Source organism: Corallococcus carmarthensis, assembly GCF_003611695.1.
In the GTDB taxonomy this organism is placed as follows: domain Bacteria; phylum Myxococcota; class Myxococcia; order Myxococcales; family Myxococcaceae; genus Corallococcus; species Corallococcus carmarthensis.
The window spans coordinates 25,811-43,202 of the sequence record NZ_RAWE01000070.1; the positions used below are offsets into that span (position 1 = coordinate 25,811).

A 17,392-nucleotide genomic window follows, 5' to 3' on the forward strand; every position below is an offset into this window, starting at 1 on the left:
TGCCGGTGCGGCTCGTCCTCGACGCGATGGGTGGCGACCACGCCCCCGACGCCGTCGTGGAAGGGGGCGTGCTGTTCGCGCAAGCGTATCCCGGGCACGAACTCGTGCTGGTCGGGGACGCCACGCGTGTACGTCCCGTCCTGGAACGCGCCGGCGCGCCTCCCAACGTGCACCTCCACCACGCGTCCGAAGTGGTGGAGATGGACGACCCCGCCACCGCTGCGTTCCGGCGCAAGCGGGACTCCTCGCTCCGGGTGGGCTTCGAGCTCGTCCGGCAGGGGGAGGCGTCCGCCCTCGTGTCGGCGGGCAACTCCGGCGCGGTGATGGCAGGTGGCATGTTGACGCTCGGCCGGATTCCCGGCGTGGAGCGTCCGGCCATCGCGGCCCTGTTCCCGGCCCTCAAGGGCGAAGGCCGCTGCCTGCTGCTGGACGCGGGCGCCAACGTGGACTGCCGGCCCTCGCACCTGGCCCAGTTCGCCGTGCTCGGCGAGGCGTACTCGCGCACGCGCCTGGGCGTGAAGCGCCCCCGGGTGGCGGTGCTCTCCAACGGCGAGGAGGAATCCAAGGGCACGCAGCTCACGCGGGACGCGAGCGCCCTCCTGCGCCGCTCGGACCTGGAGTTCGTGGGCTACGTGGAGGGCAAGGACCTGTTCTCCGGTGACGTGGAGGTCGTCGTCACGGACGGCTTCACCGGCAACATCGTCCTCAAGACCTCCGAGGGCGTGGGCATGGGCATCACCGGCCTGTTGCGCTCCGCCATCGAGAAGCGCGGCGGCCTGCCGGAGAAGCTGGGCGCGCTGCTGCTCAAGCCCACCTTGTTGGGGCTGCGCCGCGTCATGGACTACGCCGAATACGGCGGCGCGCCGCTCCTGGGCCTCCAGGGAGTGGGCATCGTCGCGCACGGCCGCTCTTCCCCCCGCGCCATCCACAACGCGCTCGTCACCGCGCTGCAGCACGTGCGCGCGGGCGTGCAGGAAGAGCTGACGCGCTGCATCGCCAATGCCGCCGCCTGGCTTCCTCCCCACCAGCGGGGAAGGAAGGCGGAAGGGGACGAAGGGGCCGATTAGAGCGCGCGCGCCGGGCGTTGGACTCCGACGACTCCGGAGGCCCCTTGGCACGCACGCACATCATCGGTACCGGTTCCTATGCCCCCGCGCAGGTCCTGACCAACCAGGACCTGGAGCGCCTGGTCGACACGAGCGACGCGTGGATCCGCGAGCGCACCGGCATCCAGGAGCGCAGGCAGGCCGCCCCGGATGAGGCGACGAGCGACCTGGCGGTGCAGGCCTCGCGCAACGCGCTGGAGATGGCGGGCGTGGACCCCGGGGACCTGGACCTCATCGTCGTGGGCACCGTCACCGCGGACATGCCCATGCCGTCCTGCGCCGCGCTGGTGCAGGCGAAGCTGGGGGCGAAGCGTGCCTTCGCCTTCGACGTGTCCGCCGCGTGCGCCGGGGCCCTGTACGCGCTGAGCGTCGCGGACCAGTTCGTGCGCTCCGGCCAGGTGAAGCGCGCGCTCGTCGTGGGCGCGGACGTGCTCACCCGCGCGGTGGACTGGACGGACCGCAACACCTGCGTCCTCTTCGGGGATGGCGCGGGCGCCCTGGTGCTTGGCGCGGAACCGGACGTGGAAGCCGACGCCATGGCGCCGCGCGGCATCCTCTCCACCCACCTGCGCACCGACGGCGAGCTCGCGAACCTGCTCTGCATCCCCGCGGGCGGCTCCCGCACCCCCGTCACCGCGGACAACGTGGATGCAAATCTTCACAAGCTCAAGATGAACGGGAAGGAGGTCTTCCGCTTCGCGGTGCGCGCGCTGGTGGAATCCACCCAGGCCTCGTTGGGTGTCCACGGGATGGACACGACGCAGGTGGACCACGTCATCGCCCATCAGGCCAACCTGCGAATCCTGGAAGCCGTGATGGAGCGGCTGGAGATTCCCAAGGAAAAATGCTGGCTCAACCTGCACAAGTACGGCAACACGTCGTCCGCCTCGCTGCCCATGTCGCTGGACGAGGCGCAGCGCGCCGGCCGCCTCAAGCGCGGGGACGTCATCGCGATGATGGCCATTGGCGCGGGCATGGCGTGGGGCAGCGCGGTGGTGCGCTGGTAGGCAGGACGACACAAGGAAGGACCGCAACATGGCGAAGGTCGCGTTCGTGTTTCCCGGGCAAGGCAGTCAGGCCGTGGGGATGGGCAAGGACCTCTACGAGCAGTTCCCTGAAGCGCGGGCCGTCTTCGACGCCGTGGACGACGCGCTGCACGAGAAGCTCTCCACCACCTGCTTCGAGGGCCCGGAAGAGGCGCTGAAGCTCACCGCCACCACCCAGCCGGCCATCCTCACGGTGTCGGCCGCGGTTCACGCGGTGTTCCAGAAGCGCGGCCCGGCCCCGGCGTTCGTCGCGGGTCACTCGCTGGGCGAGTACTCCGCGCTGGTGGCCGCGGGCGCGATGAACCTCCAGGACGCGGCGCGGGCGGTGCGCGCGCGCGGCACGTTCATGCAGGAGGCGGTGCCCGTGGGCACGGGCGGCATGGCCGTCATCCTGGGCCTCACGCCGGACGCGGTGAAGGCCGCCTGTGACGCCGCGGCGGAAGGGCAGGTCGTCGCTCCCGCCAACTACAACTCGCCCGAGCAGACCGTCATCGCGGGCGACGCGGCCGCGGTGGAGCGCGCGGGCGCGAAGTGCAAGGAGGCCGGGGCCAAGCGCGTGATGCCGCTGCCCGTCTCCGCGCCCTTCCACTGCTCGCTGATGGATCCGGTGAAGCCCCGCCTGGCGGAGGTGCTGGCGGGCATGCGCATCCAGGCGCCCTCCGTGCCGGTGGTGAGCAACGTGGAGGCGAAGCCCAACGCGGACGCCTCCCGCGTGGTGCCGCTCCTGTTGGAGCAGGTGAGCGCGCCGGTGCGCTGGATCGAGTGTGTGGAATCGCTCAAGGCGAACGGCGTCACGCACGTGGTGGAGCTGGGACCGGGCAAGGTGCTGGGCGGGCTCATCAAGCGCATCACCAAGGACATCGAATCGTTCAACGTCGAGAACGCCGCGACCCTGGAGAAGGTGCTCGCCGCGCTGGGGGCAGCATGAGCGAGGGTTTCAAGGACAAGGTGGTGCTGGTGACGGGCGGCTCGCGCGGCATCGGCCGGGCGTGCGCGCAGGCCTTCGCGAAGGCGGGCGCTTCCACCGTGGTCATCAGCTACGTGGGCAACGAGGCCGCCGCGATGGAGACGGTGGGCCTGCTCCAGCAGTCGGGCGCGAAGGCGGAGGCCGTGAGGTTCGACCTGGCGGACACCGCCGCGTGCGCGGGCGCCATCGACGGCATCGTCAAGACGCATGGCCGGCTGGACGTGCTCGTGAACAATGCGGGCATGGCCATCGACGGCCTGGTGATGCGCATCAAGGACGAGGACTGGGACCGGCAGATGGACATCAACCTCCGGGGCGCCTTCGCGCTCATCCGCGCCGCCAGCCGGCCCATGATGAAGCAGCGGGCCGGGGCCATCATCAACATCACCTCGGTCGTGGGGGAGATGGGCAACCCGGGCCAGGCCGCCTACTCGGCCGCCAAGGCGGGGCTTATCGGCCTGACGAAGTCGGTGGCCAAGGAACTGGCCAGCCGGAGCATCCGCGTCAACGCCGTGTCCCCCGGATTCATCAGCACGGACATGACCTCCCACCTGGACGACGAGCTGCGCCAGAAGATGGTGGGGGGCATCGCCCTGGGCCGCCTGGGCAACCCGGAGGAGGTCGCCGGGGCCGTGGTGTTCCTCGCGAGTGATGCGGCGTCCTACATCACCGGCGAGGTCCTGAAGGTCAACGGCGGCATGTACATGTAAGCCAAGGTTGGATTGCCGCCGGGCGTGGGATATACCGCGCCCGCCTTGAAGACGGCCCGCGAGTCAACCGGCGGGTCCCATCTGGAGCTGGAGGGTTCTGCACGTATGTCCAACGCAACCGACGTGGAAGCCAAGATCAAGTCCATCATCGCCGACCAGCTCGGTGTGGGTGAGGATGAGATCAAGCCCGAGTCGTCCTTCATCGAGGACCTGGGCGCGGACAGCCTCGACATCGTCGAGCTGGTGATGGCGATGGAGGAGGAGTTCGAAGTCGAGATCCCGGACGACGAGGCGGAGAACATCAAGACCGTCGGCGACGCCGTGAACTACGTGAAGACCCACAAGAAGTAGGCAGGGCAGTCGCGACACCCGGGAGTGTCGGGGCCTTTGGGGAGCGGCCTTCACCGGCGCTCCGCGCCCCATCGCGGTCAGCGGAGAAGAACAGTGTCAAACCGTCGAGTCGTCATCACCGGCACCGGCATCATTTCAGCGCTGGGCACCGGCACCGAGAAGAACTGGCAGGCGATGCTGGCCGGTCAGTCCGGTATCAGCACGATCACCCGTTTCGACCTGGGGAAGCTCGACGCGCGAATCGCGGGCGAGGTGAAGGACTTCCAGCCCGAGCAGTTCATCGACAGGCGCGAAGTGCGCCGGATGGACCTGTTCGCCCAGTACGCGATGGCCGCGGCCGACATGGCGGTGAAGGAGTCGGGCCTGCCCATCGGCCCGGACGCGCCCCATGGCTACCAGCCGGAGCGCGTGGGCGTCATCGTGGGCTCCGGCATCGGGGGCATCTCCTCCCTGGAGGAGCAGCACCGCAAGGGGCTGGAGAAGGGGTTTGACCGGCTGTCGCCCTTCTTCATCATCCAGATGATCGTCAACATGGCGCCTGGGCTCATCTCCATGCGCTACAACTGCAAGGGCCCCAACTGGGCCCCGGTGTCGGCGTGCGCCACCAGCGCACACGCCATCGGCGAGGCCTGGAAGTCCATCCGCCTGGGTGAGACGGACGCGGCCATCGCGGGCGGCGCGGAGGCGGCCATCACCCAGCTGGGCATGGGCGGCTTCTCCGTGATGAAGGCCCTGTCCACGCGCAACGACGACCCTGCGCGCGCCAGCCGTCCCTTCGACAAGGAGCGCGACGGCTTCGTGATGGGCGAGGGCGCGGGCATCGTGGTGCTCGAGGAGCTGGAGGCCGCGAAGAAGCGCGGCGCCAACATCCTGGCGGAGGTGGTGGGGTACGGCGCCAACTCGGACGCGTACCACGTCACCCAGCCGGCGCCGGAAGGCGAGGGCGCGGCGCGCTGCATGCGCCTGGCCCTGGCGTCCGCGGGCATGCGGCCGGAGCAGGTGGGCTACGTCAACGCCCACGGCACGTCCACGCCCTTCAATGACGCCAACGAGACCAAGGCCCTGAAGGCCGTGTTCGGCGACCACGCGCGCAAGCTGGCGGTGTCGTCCACCAAGTCCATGACGGGCCACATGCTCGGCGCGGCGGGTGGCGCGGAGGCGGTGGTGAGCGTGAAGGTGCTCACGCAGAACGTGCTGCCGCCCACCATCAACATGACGTCGCCGGACCCCGACTGCGACCTGGACTACGTGCCCAACACGGCGCGCGAGGCCCGCGTCGACGCCGTGATGAGCAACTCGTTCGGCTTCGGCGGCACCAACGCGGTGCTGATCTTCAAGCGCTTCAGCTGACGGCCTTCCGGCCCGCTGCTCCCTGAAAAGGAGCGGCGGGCAGGGGCCCTCCTTCCCGGCCCCGCCCTCACGGCGCGGGCCCCTCCTTCCGGAGTCCGGCCGTGAAAGTCATCCTCGCCTCCGACCACGCCGGCATCGAGCTGCGCCAGGAGCTGGTGTCGCTGCTCAAGGAGCGCGGCACCGGCTTCCAGGACCTGGGCCCCCAGACGCGCGAGTCCGTGGACTACCCGGACTTCGCCTCGCAGGTGGCCCGCGCGGTTGTCGCGGAGGCCGGCACGCTGGGCGTGCTGGTGTGCGGCACCGGCATCGGGATGAGCATCGTGGCCAACAAGCACCACGGCATCCGGGCGGCCTTGTGCACCACGGAGTTCGAGGCGCGGATGACCCGCGCGCACAACGACGCCAACGTGCTGTGCCTGGGCCAGCGCGTGGTGGGCGCGGGCGTGGCGCGCGGCATCCTGGAGGCCTTCCTCTCCACCGCCTTCGAGGGCGGCCGCCACGAGAAGCGCGTCCAGAAGATTCGCGACGTCGAGGCCCAGCAGCGCTGACGGCCGTTGAAGCGTCCCTTCGCAGTCCCCTTCGTTCGTACGCCAGGAGGCAACCCCCATGGAGAACACCCGCACGCTGTCCCAGGTGGATCCTGAAATCGCCCAGGTGCTCCGGCACGAGACGGAGCGTCAGGAAGAGGGGCTGGAGCTCATCGCCTCGGAGAACTTCGTCAGCCCGGCGGTGATGGAGGCGGTGGGCTCCGTGCTCACCAACAAGTACGCGGAAGGCTACCCCGGCAAGCGCTACTACGGCGGCTGCGAGGTGGTGGACGTCGCGGAGAACCTGGCCATCGCGCGCGCGAAGGAGCTGTTCGGCGCGGACGCGGTGAACGTGCAGGCGCACTCCGGCAGCCAGGCCAACATGGGCGCCTTCATGGCGCTGATGAAGCCGGGCGACACCATGCTGTCGCTGGACCTCAACTCCGGCGGCCACCTCACCCACGGCGCGGCGTTCAACTTCTCCGGCAAGCTCTACAAGGTCGTCCACTACGGCCTGTCGCGCGACACGGAGACCATCGACTTCGCGCAGGTGGAGGCGCTGGCGCTGGAGCACAAGCCCAAGGTGCTGGTGGTGGGCGCGAGCGCGTACCCGCGCACGCTCGACTTCGCGAAGTTCCGGGAGATCGCCGACAAGGCGGGCGCCGCGATGCTGGTGGACATGGCCCACATCGCGGGCCTGGTGGCCGCGGGCATCCACCCGTCGCCGGTGCCCTTCGCTGAAATCGTCACCACCACCACGCACAAGACGCTGCGCGGCCCGCGTGGCGGCATGGTGCTGTCCCGCGAGGCCTTCGCGAAGACCATCAACAGCCAGATCTTCCCCGGCATCCAGGGCGGCCCGCTGATGCACGCCATCGCGGGCAAGGCGGTGGCCTTCAAGGAAGCGCTGTCGCCGGAGTTCAAGACGTACCAGAAGCAGATCGTCGCCAACGCCCAGGCGCTGGCGGAGGCGCTGAAGAGCGCGGGCCTGCGGCTGTGCTCGGGCGGCACGGACAACCACCTGATGCTGGTGGACCTGCGCGCCAAGAAGCTCACCGGCAAGGTGGCCGAGGACGTGCTGGGCAAGGCGGGCATCACGGTCAACAAGAACATGATCCCCTTCGACCCGGAGAAGCCCACGACGACCTCCGGCGTCCGGGTGGGCACCCCGGCCATCACCACGCGCGGCATGCGCGAGGCGGAGATGGCGGTGGTGGGCCGGCTCATCGGCCAGGCGTTGGATTCCGCGCAGGACGACGCGGGGCTCGCGCGGGTCAAGGGGCAGGTGAAGGAGTTGGCGCAGGGCTTCCCGCTGTACGCCTCGCGGTTGAAGTAAGCCGCCCGTGCGCTGCCCCTTCTGTCAGGACCCGGAGAACAAGGTCATCGACTCGCGGGAGTCGCACGAGGGCTCCGTCATCCGGCGGCGCCGCGAGTGCCTGGCCTGCAAGCGCCGCTTCACCACGTACGAGCGGGTGGAGGAGCTCTACCCGCTCATCGTGAAGAAGGACGGGCGCCGCGAGGCCTTCGACCGCGAGAAGATGCTCAACGGCCTGAAGAAGGCCTGTGAGAAGCGCCCGGTGTCCGCCGCGCAGCTGGAGGCGACGGTGGAGGACATCGAGCGGATGCTCCAGGGGATGGGGGAGAAGGAAGTGCCCTCCTCATCCATTGGCGAGCAGGTGATGCGGCGGTTACAGCAACTGGACGAGGTGGCCTACGTGCGCTTCGCGTCCGTGTACCGCAGCTTCCGGGACATCTCCGAGTTCATGCACGAGCTGAAGGACCTGCTCGAGGACCAGGAGCGTGAGCGCAAGGCGAAGCCGCCTGTGACTCCGCCCAAGGACGGTTAGGAAGGGCGGTATGCGCTTGCTCACGCGGTCACGGTTGCAGGCGGTGAAGACGCCCCGCTCCAAGCGCGCGGCGGACTTCGACCACGCGGTGGCCGAGTTCTTCATGCGCATCGCGCTGGAGGAGGCCGCCAAGGGGCTGGGCCGCACCAGCCCCAACCCCGTCGTGGGGGCGGTGCTGGTGAAGGGCGGGCGCATCATCGCGCGCGGCCACCACAAGAAGGCCGGCACGGCGCACGCGGAGGTCGTCGCGCTGGAGGCCGCGGGCTCCAAGGCGCGCGGCGCGGACCTCTACACGACGCTGGAGCCGTGCGACCACTACGGGCGCACCCCGCCGTGCAGTCTGGCGGTGCTGGAGGCCGGCGTGCGGCGCGTGTTCAGCGCGTCGTCGGACCCGAATCCGCTCGTCAGCGGCAAGGGCCTCAACCGGCTCAAGCGCGGCGGCGTGGCGGTGGTGACGCACGTCCTCAAGGACGAGGCGGACGCGCTCAACCGGCCCTTCTTCAAGATGATGCGCACGGGCCTGCCGTGGGTGACGCTCAAGGCCGCGGTGACGCTGGACGGGAAGATCGCCGCGCCCTCGGGTGACTCGCGCTGGGTGACGGGCGAAGCGTCGCGCGCGTGGGTGCACCGGCTGCGCGACCAGGTGGACGCCATCCTCGTGGGCGCCAACACCGTCCGCATGGACGACCCGCAGCTCACCACGCGGCTGCCCGGCGGCGGGGGCAAGGACCCCGTGCGCGTGGTGGTGGACTCGCACCTCAAGCTGTCGCCGGGGCACACCGTCTTCACGCAGCGCAGCCCCGCGCGCACCGTGGTGGCCACGCTGGAGGACCCGGAGGGACGGCGCGCCCGGCGCTTCCTGGCCCAGGGCGTGGAGGTGTGGAACGTGCGCGCGAAGCAGGACCGCGTGGACCTGAAGGCCGTGCTGAAGCGCGTGAAGAAGGAGGGGCTCAACCACGTGCTCGTGGAGGGCGGCGCGGGCCTGTACGGCACGCTGCTGCGCGAGCACCTGGCGGATGCGCTCGCCCTGTTCCTCGCTCCCAAGCTGGTGGGGGCCGGGGGGCTCACGTGGTCGGGCGAGCTGGGCGTGAAGGACATGGCCCAGGCCCTGGCGCTGAAGGACCTGACGATGGAGAAGGTGGGGGACGACGTCCTCCTGCGCGCCCTGCTCTGAAGGCCAGCGCCCGGACAGGGCTTCCGTTAAGGTTCCGGCCATGTTCACCGGCCTCATCCAGGACACTGGCACCGTTACCCGCGTCACCCCTGGCGCGATGACCGACTTCTGGATTCGCACCTCGCTGGGCGCGGAAGCCTTCGCCCTGGGCGAATCCATCGCCGTGGACGGCGCGTGCCTCACGGTGGTGGAGAAGGGCGGGGACACCTTCCGCGTGCAGGCGGCCCCGGAGACGCTCCGGCGCACCACCCTGGGGGCCCGGCGGACGGGCGACAAGGTGAACCTGGAGCGGGCGCTCGCACTGGGAGACCGGCTGGGCGGGCACCTGGTGTCGGGCCACGTGGACGCCGTCAGTGAGGTGCTGGAGACGTTCGCGGAAGGGGGCTCGTGGGTGATGGTGTTCCGGCTGCCCCCGGAGCTGGCGCCCTGCTTCATCGAGAAGGGCTCCGTCACCATTGACGGCATCAGCCTCACGGTGAATGCCGTGGAGGCGGACCGCTTCCGGGTCCAGCTGATTCCGGAGACGCAAGCGCGCACCACGCTCCACGGCAAGGGCCCCGGGGCGCAGGTGAACCTGGAGGGCGACCTGATTGGGAAGTACGTGGCCCGGCTGTATGCCCTCCGGGGCGCCCCGGAAGCGGCGGCCCAGGGGACGGGGCTGACGGAGGCGGTGGTGCGGGCGGCGGGTTTCACCCCTCGCGGGTAGGGGCTCGGGTGGTGTAAGGAGCGCGCCATGCCTCGCTATTTCGAAGGGGATTTCCTCCCCCCCCAGGGCCGGTTCGCCATCTGCGTGTCCCGGTTCAACAGCTTCATCACGGAGGAGCTCTTGAAGGGCGCCGTGGACACCCTGGTGCGCCATGGCGTGAAGGACGACGCCATCGACGTGTACCGCTGCCCCGGCACCTATGAGCTGCCGGGCCTCACCCGGCGCGTGTCGGAGGGTGGCCAGTACGCGGGCATCGTCGTCCTGGGCGCGGTGATTCGCGGCGGCACCCCCCACTTCGACTACGTGGCGGGCGAGTGCGCCAAGGGCATTGGTTCGGTGGCGTTCAGCGCGGCGGCCGGCCCCAAGCCGGCGGCGGTGACGTTTGGCGTCCTCACGTGCGATACCGTGGAGCAGGCCATCGACCGGGCGGGCGTGAAGGCGGGCAACAAGGGCGCCGAGGCCGCGGTGGCCTGCATCGAGATGGTCAACCTCTTCGCTCGCATGACGGGCGCTGAGCGAAAGGGATAACCGCGATGGGCGCGCGCAGAACGGCACGGGAGCGGGCGCTACAGGCGCTCTACCAATTGGAGATGGCCCAGGGCGCCACCTCGCGGGAGGCCCTGGACTCAGCGTGGGCCGCCTCCGCGGAGGACGGGAAGCCGGAGCCGGACGCGGTGAAGTTCGCCAAGGAGCTGGTGGAGGGCGTCGAGGCGAACCGCGAGGAGATTGACGGGCTCATCGAGCGCCACAGCCACAACTGGCGCCTGGACCGCATGTCCCGCATCGACCGGAACGTGCTCCGGCTGGGCATCTTCGAATTGAAGTACCGCCCGGACATCCCCCGCAAGGTGACCATCAACGAGGCCGTGGAACTGGGGAAGAACTTCGGCACCGAGGAGTCGAGCGCCTTCGTCAACGGCCTCTTGGACCGCGTCGCGGTGGCGCTCGGGAAGCCGTGAGCCAGACGCAGACCCTGGACGTGGGCCTGGAGGGCCTGGACGCGCTGACGGGGGTGGACGCCCTCTGCCTCTTCGTGGCCGAGGACGACCGCCCCCTGCCGTCCTCCGCTGGCTACGTGGACTGGCGGCTGTGCGGCGCCCTGTCGCGCGTGCTCCAGGGCGGGTTCTTCACCGGCGTGAAGGACGACTGGCTCCTCTTGCCGTCGGACGGGAAGCTGCCCGTGCCGCGCATCTTCGTGGTGGGGCTGGGCTCCCGGAAGCGCCTGGACGCGGCCTCGTTGGGTGAGGCGCTGGCGGGCGCGGCCAAGGTGTTGAGCCGCGCGAAGGTGGAGGCGGTGGCCTTGGAGGTCCCCCAGGGGGCTTCCCTGAGTGATTCGGCCCGTGCGGAGGCGTACCAGCGGCAGTTCCTGCCCGCGTTCAAGGGGGGACGGGTGTCCCTCCTCGCGGACAAGGGGCTTGTCGGGTCGCTGTCATCCCGGAAGGGCTGACGCGCAGCGACCTGGCGGGGGTTCTGCTAGCATCCAGCCCTTGAGGCGCGCGCGATGAAGTTCAAGGTGTTGATCGTCGAGGACTCCAAGGTGTCGCGCGAGCACATCGCCGCGACCGTGGAGGCCGTGGACGGCGTCGAGGCCGTCACCACCGCCAGTGGCTTCGAGGCGCTGAAGCTGCTGCCGCGCCAGCGGTTCGACCTGATCATCACCGACATCAACATGCCCGACATCAACGGGCTGGAACTCATCAACTTCGTCAAGAAGAACCCCAACTACCGGGACGTGCCGCTCATCATCGTCACCACCGAGGGGCGTGAGCAGGACCGCTCGCGGGGCATGGCGCTGGGCGCGGCCGGCTACCTGGTGAAGCCGTTCCAGCCGGAGGACCTGGAGGCGCTCCTGCGGCGCTTCCTGAAGCCGCTGTGACGCCCGGGGGCAAGGCGCTGGCGGAGTTCGTCGCCGAGGCCACGGAGATCCTCGATGCGCTGGGCCGTGACCTCCTGGCGCTGGACGAGGCGCGCGGCCAGGAGGCGGACCCCGAGCACATCAACGGCATCTTCCGCGCGGCGCACTCGCTGAAGGGGCTGTCGGGCCTCTTCGGCCAGGAGCGCATCAGCCAGCTGGCGCACGCGGCGGAGGACCTGCTGGACCGGCTGCGGCTGGGCCGGCTGACGCTGGACGACCAGGTCCTGGACACGCTGGTGGACGCGCTGGACACGTTCCAGGCGCTGCTCGGCGAGGCCTCCCGGACCGAGGAGGGCGCGGACCTCTCCCAGCGCACGCGGGACATGGAGGACCGCATGGCGCGGCTGGGTTCGCCCCCGCCGGCCGTGGAAGAGGATCCGCTGGAGCGCCTGGAGCTGGACGCGACGGTGCGCGCCGTCTTCACCGAGTACGAGGAGCACCGGCTGCGCGAGAACGTGCGGCGCGGGGTGGCCCTGTGGCGGGTGCGCGCGGCGTTCGACCTCACGGATTTCGATCAGGGGCTGGCGGACCTGAACGCGCGCCTCAAGCCCCTGGGCGAGGTCATCAGCACGCTGCCCTCGTCGCGGCCCGGCGGCAGCACCGGCATCGCGTTCGACCTCATCTTCGGCGCGAAGGTGGCCGCCCATGCGCTGGAAGCGGCGCTCCGGGGCACGCCCGCGGAGCTCGCGCCGCTGGCCGTGCGTCCGCCGGTGGAGGGTTCGCCGGGGCCTGCGTTCGACATGCCCCCGCCGCCTTCCGGGCGTGAAGAGACCGACGCGGAGCTGCTGCTTGCGGCGGACACCGACGAGGAAGAGCCCGATGAGGGCTCCGCGCCGCCGGGGGGCTCCACCAGCCTCGCGACCGTGCCGGTGACCCCGGTGGGAAGTCCTCCGCGCATGCGGGCGGTGGCGCCTCCGTCCACCGTGGTGGGGCTCCAGGCCGCCGCGTCCGCGCCCATTCCCGCGGGCCGTCCCAAGGTGGAAGAGACGTCCCTGCGTTCGCTCACGCAGACGGTGCGCGTGGACATCGGCCGGTTGGACGGGCTGATCAACATGGTGGGCGAGCTGCTGCTCATCAAGGCCAACCTCCAGCGGCTGGCGGAGACGTCCCGGCAGGACGGCACCGTCGCGCTGTCCAAGCTCTTCGGCCAGGAGCTCTCGCGTGAGACGCGGCAGCTGGAGCGCAAGCTGGAGGCGCTCCAGGAGGGCCTGCTCGAAGCGCGCATGGTCCCCGTGGGCCAGGTCTTCGACAAGCTGGCGCGGCTGGTGCGGAAGATCGCCCGCGAGGCCGGCAAGGAGATCGACTTCGTCAGCTCCGGCGGCGAGGTGGAGCTGGACAAGCTCATCGTGGAAGAGCTCAGCGACCCGCTGATGCACCTCATCCGCAACGCCATCGACCATGGCGCGGAGGGGCCGGAGGCACGGCTCTCCGCGGGCAAGCCCCGGCGCGCGGTGGTGCGGCTGCGCGCGGAACAGAAGGGCAACCACGTCGTCATCAGCGTGTCCGACGATGGCTCCGGCATCGACGAGGTGCGCGTGCGCGAGGTGGCGCTCTCGCGCGGGCTCGTCACCCCGTCGCAGGTGAGCGAGATGACGCGGCGCGAGCTGCTCAACCTCATCTTCCTGCCGGGCTTCTCCACCCGCTCCAGCGTCAGCTCGCTCTCCGGACGGGGCGTGGGCCTGGACGTGGTGAAGAACAACCTGGGCAACCTCTCCGGCATCATCGACGTGTGGAGCGAGCGCGGGAAGGGCACGGCCTTCCACCTGACGCTGCCGGTGACGCTGGCCATCGTGCGCGCGCTGGTGGTGGGCGTCAGTGGCCGCACCTACGCGGTGCCGCTCAACAGCGTGCTCGAAATCCTCTCCGTGCAGCCGCGCGACATCCGCACCGTGGAGCGCCGCGAGGTGCTGGACCTGCGCGGCCAGACGCTGCCCTTCCTGCGGCTGGGGCGCCTGTTCCACCTGCCGGAGCGCGAGGTGAACCGCCACTTCGTCGTCGTGGTGGGCCTGGCGCAGCAGCGGCTGGGCATCGCGGTGGACGAGCTGTTCGGCCAGCAGGACATCGTCACCAAGCCCCTGGGCGGCCGGCTGAGCCGGGTGAAGGGCATCTCCGGCGCCACCGACCTGGGCAACCGCCGCACCGTGCTGGTGCTGGATGTCGCGGAACTCCTGGAAGAGGGCATCGCGCAGGAGCGGCGCCGCGCTTGAGGCGGTTGCGCCGGGGGCTGCTATCCTCCCGGCCGTGTCCCGTTTCGAAGCCCTGCTCGACGCGTTCTTCTACCGCCCGGACGAGGACGTCGGCGGCCTGCTGGACTTCGCCGCGGGCAGTGACGACCTGGCGCAGCCGCTCCTGGAGGAGGAGCCCGTCGAGTACCTGGCCTTCCGCCTGGAGGCGGAGTGCTACGCGGTGCCCATCCTCTCGGTGAGGGAGATCTGCAAGGTGCCGCTGCTCACGGAGATTCCGCGCGCGGAGCCGCAACTGCTGGGCGTGATGAACCTGCGCGGCGAGCTGTTGCCCGTCTATGACGTGAAGCTGCGGCTGCGGCTGTCGGAGGTGCCGCCGCTGGTGGCGGGGCCGGACGCGGGCCTGCCGCCCCGGGCCGCGCGCATCCTCGTGCTCAAGACGGACGACGGGCCCGCGGGTGTGTGGGTGGACTCGGTGGCGGGCGTGGTGCGGCTCAAACCGTCCATGGTGGAGCTGTCGCCCGCGGGGCTGCGCGGGGACCGTGACTGCGTGGCGGGGCTGGGGCGCAAGGGCTCGCAGCTCTACATCCTGTTGGATCCAGAGCAGGCGCTCTCCCCATGACGGACCCCGTGAACCTGCTGGCCCGCCGCCCGCGCGGCGACATGGCGCGAGAGACGTCAGCGGCCGACGCGGAGGTGCAGCTGTGCGCCTTCTTCGTGGGCAACGAGGAGTACGTGCTGGACATCATGCGCGTGGAGGAGATCCTGCCGCCCCAGCGCGTGATCCCCATCCCGCACGCGCCCGCCTTCGTGGAGGGCGTGCTGCACCTGCGCGGCGCGATGCTGCCCGTGGTGGACCTGCGACGGCGCCTGCTGGGGCAGCCCGCGCAGGAGACGCGGCGCACGCGGCTGCTCGTGTGCCGGCTGGGAACGCGCCGGGTGGTGGCGCGGGTTGATCGTGTGGCGGAGGTGCTGCGCGTGCGCCGCGGCGACATCAAGCCCGCGCCGGCGCTCATGTCCGGGGGCCGCACGCCGTTCGTGGTGGGCGTGTGCGGACCGCCGGAGCGGCTGCGGCTGCTGTTGGATTTGAAGGCGCTCCTGCGCGCGGAGCTGGAGCGCGACTCGCGCCCTCCGACTGCCGGCTGAGCGCGCCGTGTTCATCGGACGCACCGCGGGTTTAGGAGGGGTGCCATGCGAGACCTGAGCGGGCATCGGAAGCCGCTGGGGTTCCTCTACGTGTTCGTGCACGTGCTGGTGCTGGTGGGCGCGGGTGGGTTGGGCTACGTCACCTGGATCGTGGCCCACCTCGCCACCTCCGGGAGCTCCAAGCCGTCCGCGCAGGACTGGAACAATGGCGTCTATTCCCTCTGGTTCTTCGGCCAGGAGGGGTGGGACGCGGAGCCCCGGGGGGCCTGAGCGGACTCACGCGCCTTCGCCCGTGCTTCCTTCGCGGTCGCGAAGGGTGCGAAGGTGAACGTTCCCATCCGACGCCAGGCTGCCCTCCGGCGCGGGGAGTGCCGTGGGAATGAGCCTGGCGGGCCCTCGTTCGGGCCTCGTGGAGCGCGACTCCCCTCGCGGCTTCAAGCAGGATGCGGACTTCCCGAGGAACGGAGCCCCGAAGGAGGACGGCGGATGAGCGACACGGTGCGGTCCCCCGCGGGGCAGGAGGAGGCGAGGTACCGGGCGTTGCAGGCGGTGGATCCGCGCGCGCCCGGGGCCTTGGAGACCTTCACCACCGGCCTGCATGACGAGAGCTGGCGCGTGCGCCACGCGGCGGCGGAGGGCTTGCGCCGCGTGCCGGACGCGATGGGCGTCACCGCCCGGCTCATCTCCGTGCTGGGGGAGCGGGGCGAGACGGGCGCTCGCAACGCGGCGGCCGAGGCGCTGGCCGGCATGGGGCCCGTGGCGATGCAGCCGCTGGTGCGCCTGCTGGAGCACGAGGATCCGGATCAGCGCAAGCTGGCCGCGGACATCCTGGGACAGCTGGGCCAACCGGACGTGGAGGCGGTGCTGCTGCGCGCGCTCTCCGACGACGACCTCAACGTGCGCGTGGCGGCCGCGGAGGCCCTGGGCCGGATGGGCGGGGATGCGGCGGCGCGAGCGCTGGAAGGCCTGCTGGACACCCCGACGTCCCTGTTGCGGCTGGCCGCGCTGGAGGGCCTCGCGTCGCTCAAGCGCGCTCCCCCATTGGAGCGGGTGATGACGCTGGTGGAGGACCCGGGGTTGCAGCGCAGCGCCCTGCGGCTCCTGGGCCTCTACGCTCCGGGCGTGTCCACGGAGCGCATCTGCCGCGCCCTGGCCTCGCCGGTGCGCTCGGTGCGCGAGGCGGCCCTCGTCGCGCTGGGGACGCAGGCCGCGGTGCTGGGCCCGTATGAGCGCGGCGAACTGGACGCGGTGGCGCGCTCGGTGCTTGGCGGCATCCCGGGGGTGACGGAGCACGTGGCGCAGGCGCTGGACGGCGAGGACGTCCAGGTGCGGGCCGGAGCGCTGGTGGCCGCCGGAGCCCTGGGCGAGGCGTCGCTGGCGGTGGCGGTGGCGGAGGTGGCGCGCGAGGACCGGCTGCTGCGCGAGGTGCTCTTCACGCTGGGCCAGCTGGGGCCTGACGGACGGCGCCTCCTGCTCGGGAGCATGGGCACGCTGTCGCTGCCCGCGCGCACGGTGGCTGCCGAGGCGCTGGTGCTGCTGGTGGACGCGACGTCGGTGCCGGAGCTGTGCGCGCTGCTGGAGTGGGCGGAGGACGACCTGCGCGCGGTGGTGGTGCGGGCGCTGGGGCGCACGCGCTCGCTGGAGGCCGTGGCGCCGTTGGTGGAGCTGCTCGCGGACACCTCGCTGTCGGGCATGGCGGCGCGAGCGCTGGAGCAGCTGACCGTGGCCCACCCGTTGGCGGCGCTGACCGCGCTGGAGGCGGCGGTGGAGCAGCGCACGACGCCCGCGGCGGTGGCGGTGCTGGGCCGGCTGGGCGGTGCGCGGGTGCTGCCCGTGCTGCGAAGGATCGCGCGCGATGAGGACGCTGCCTGGCGCGCGGCGGCGGTGGAGGCGGCGGGCCGCGCGGACGGAGAGGCGGGCCTGGAGCTGGCGCGCGGCGCGCTGGCGGACGAGTCCCCCAAGGTGCGCATCGCCGCGGTGCGCTCCCTGGGGCAGCAGGGCGGCAAGGAGGCCGCGACGTTCCTGGGGCTCGCGCTGAAGGACGAGGACCGGGGCGTGCGCGTGGCCGCGGTGGAGGCGGTGGGCCACGCGGGCGCGAAGGAGCGCTCGGCGGACCTGGAGTCGCTGGTGCGCCACGGTGACGGTGCGCTCGCGATGCTGGCGGTGCGCGCCCTGACGAAGCTGGGTGCGGTGGGCGCGGGCGTGCTGTGGGACGCGCTCAGCCATCCCGACGCGGAGGTCGTGAAGGCGGCGCTGGCGGCGCTGGCGTCGGCGGAGGCGTCCGCGGACGGTGTGTCGCTGGCGGTGTCGCTCCTGGGCCATCCGCGCTGGGACGTGCGTGCGGCGGCGGCGCGGGTGCTGGGG

20 protein-coding genes are annotated in these 17,392 nt (G+C 71.2%); all 20 read left to right on the forward strand.

Annotated elements, in window-relative coordinates:
- Positions 1 to 5 precede the first annotated feature (5 nt).
- Complete coding sequence (plsX, locus tag D7X32_RS20000) at positions 6 to 1,067, forward strand: phosphate acyltransferase PlsX (protein WP_120604157.1); 1,062 nt, start codon at positions 6 to 8, stop codon at positions 1,065 to 1,067.
- 44 nt (positions 1,068 to 1,111) lie between these two features.
- Positions 1,112 to 2,113, forward strand: coding sequence for a beta-ketoacyl-ACP synthase III (locus D7X32_RS20005; RefSeq protein ID WP_120604180.1), 1,002 nt, complete (start codon positions 1,112 to 1,114; stop codon positions 2,111 to 2,113).
- Between the two features lie 28 nt (positions 2,114 to 2,141).
- Positions 2,142 to 3,080 (forward strand): ACP S-malonyltransferase, encoded by a 939-nt coding sequence (fabD, locus tag D7X32_RS20010; protein ID WP_120604158.1) that lies wholly within the window; start codon positions 2,142 to 2,144, stop codon positions 3,078 to 3,080.
- Complete coding sequence (gene fabG, locus D7X32_RS20015; protein ID WP_120604159.1) at positions 3,077 to 3,829, forward strand: 3-oxoacyl-[acyl-carrier-protein] reductase; 753 nt, start codon at positions 3,077 to 3,079, stop codon at positions 3,827 to 3,829. Before fabD ends, fabG begins: the two co-directional genes overlap by 4 nt.
- 105 nt (positions 3,830 to 3,934) lie before the next feature.
- Positions 3,935 to 4,180: an acyl carrier protein gene (acpP, locus tag D7X32_RS20020; protein WP_120604160.1), complete on the forward strand. Its 246-nt coding sequence runs from the start codon at positions 3,935 to 3,937 to the stop codon at positions 4,178 to 4,180.
- A 93-nt stretch (positions 4,181 to 4,273) separates the two neighbouring features.
- Complete coding sequence (gene fabF, locus D7X32_RS20025; protein ID WP_120604161.1) at positions 4,274 to 5,530, forward strand: beta-ketoacyl-ACP synthase II; 1,257 nt, start codon at positions 4,274 to 4,276, stop codon at positions 5,528 to 5,530.
- A 101-nt stretch (positions 5,531 to 5,631) separates the two neighbouring features.
- Complete coding sequence (rpiB, locus tag D7X32_RS20030; protein WP_120604162.1) at positions 5,632 to 6,078, forward strand: ribose 5-phosphate isomerase B; 447 nt, start codon at positions 5,632 to 5,634, stop codon at positions 6,076 to 6,078.
- A gap of 58 nt (positions 6,079 to 6,136) precedes the next feature.
- Complete coding sequence (gene glyA, locus D7X32_RS20035; RefSeq protein WP_120604163.1) at positions 6,137 to 7,393, forward strand: serine hydroxymethyltransferase; 1,257 nt, start codon at positions 6,137 to 6,139, stop codon at positions 7,391 to 7,393.
- A gap of 7 nt (positions 7,394 to 7,400) precedes the next feature.
- Complete coding sequence (gene nrdR / locus D7X32_RS20040) at positions 7,401 to 7,904, forward strand: transcriptional regulator NrdR (protein WP_120604164.1); 504 nt, start codon at positions 7,401 to 7,403, stop codon at positions 7,902 to 7,904.
- Positions 7,905 to 7,914: 10 nt separating this feature from the next.
- Positions 7,915 to 9,078: a bifunctional diaminohydroxyphosphoribosylaminopyrimidine deaminase/5-amino-6-(5-phosphoribosylamino)uracil reductase RibD gene (gene ribD, locus D7X32_RS20045; RefSeq protein WP_120604165.1), complete on the forward strand. Its 1,164-nt coding sequence runs from the start codon at positions 7,915 to 7,917 to the stop codon at positions 9,076 to 9,078.
- Positions 9,079 to 9,118: 40 nt separating this feature from the next.
- On the forward strand, positions 9,119 to 9,784 hold the full coding sequence (locus tag D7X32_RS20050) for a riboflavin synthase (RefSeq protein ID WP_120604166.1): 666 nt from the start codon (positions 9,119 to 9,121) through the stop codon (positions 9,782 to 9,784).
- 27 nt (positions 9,785 to 9,811) lie between these two features.
- Positions 9,812 to 10,312, forward strand: a complete 501-nt coding sequence (gene ribH / locus D7X32_RS20055; RefSeq protein WP_120604167.1) for a 6,7-dimethyl-8-ribityllumazine synthase — start codon at positions 9,812 to 9,814, stop codon at positions 10,310 to 10,312.
- Positions 10,313 to 10,317: 5 nt separating this feature from the next.
- The gene (gene nusB, locus D7X32_RS20060) at positions 10,318 to 10,743 is read left to right on the forward strand and encodes a transcription antitermination factor NusB (RefSeq protein ID WP_120604168.1); all 426 of its coding nucleotides are present in this window, start codon (positions 10,318 to 10,320) and stop codon (positions 10,741 to 10,743) included.
- Entirely contained in the window at positions 10,740 to 11,231 is a 492-nt protein-coding gene (locus D7X32_RS20065) for a M17 family peptidase N-terminal domain-containing protein (protein ID WP_120604169.1), read from the forward strand. The genes nusB and D7X32_RS20065 overlap by 4 nt, the downstream gene beginning before the upstream one ends.
- Before the next feature lie 54 nt (positions 11,232 to 11,285).
- Complete coding sequence (locus tag D7X32_RS20070; protein WP_120525327.1) at positions 11,286 to 11,660, forward strand: response regulator; 375 nt, start codon at positions 11,286 to 11,288, stop codon at positions 11,658 to 11,660.
- Positions 11,657 to 13,906 (forward strand): chemotaxis protein CheA, encoded by a 2,250-nt coding sequence (locus tag D7X32_RS20075; protein ID WP_120604170.1) that lies wholly within the window; start codon positions 11,657 to 11,659, stop codon positions 13,904 to 13,906. Before D7X32_RS20070 ends, D7X32_RS20075 begins: the two co-directional genes overlap by 4 nt.
- Before the next feature lie 34 nt (positions 13,907 to 13,940).
- Positions 13,941 to 14,504 carry a chemotaxis protein CheW gene (locus D7X32_RS20080; protein WP_120604171.1) on the forward strand — a complete coding sequence of 188 codons (564 nt, stop codon included), beginning with the start codon at positions 13,941 to 13,943 and terminating at the stop codon, positions 14,502 to 14,504.
- A complete protein-coding gene (locus D7X32_RS20085) occupies positions 14,501 to 15,028 on the forward strand; it encodes a chemotaxis protein CheW (protein WP_120604172.1) in 528 nt (175 codons plus the stop codon). Before D7X32_RS20080 ends, D7X32_RS20085 begins: the two co-directional genes overlap by 4 nt.
- A 45-nt stretch (positions 15,029 to 15,073) precedes the next feature.
- Positions 15,074 to 15,298, forward strand: a complete 225-nt coding sequence (locus tag D7X32_RS20090; protein WP_120604173.1) for a hypothetical protein — start codon at positions 15,074 to 15,076, stop codon at positions 15,296 to 15,298.
- A 216-nt stretch (positions 15,299 to 15,514) separates the two neighbouring features.
- The coding region (locus tag D7X32_RS20095; protein ID WP_120604174.1) for a HEAT repeat domain-containing protein at positions 15,515 to 17,392 on the forward strand (1,878 nt) is incomplete at its 3' end.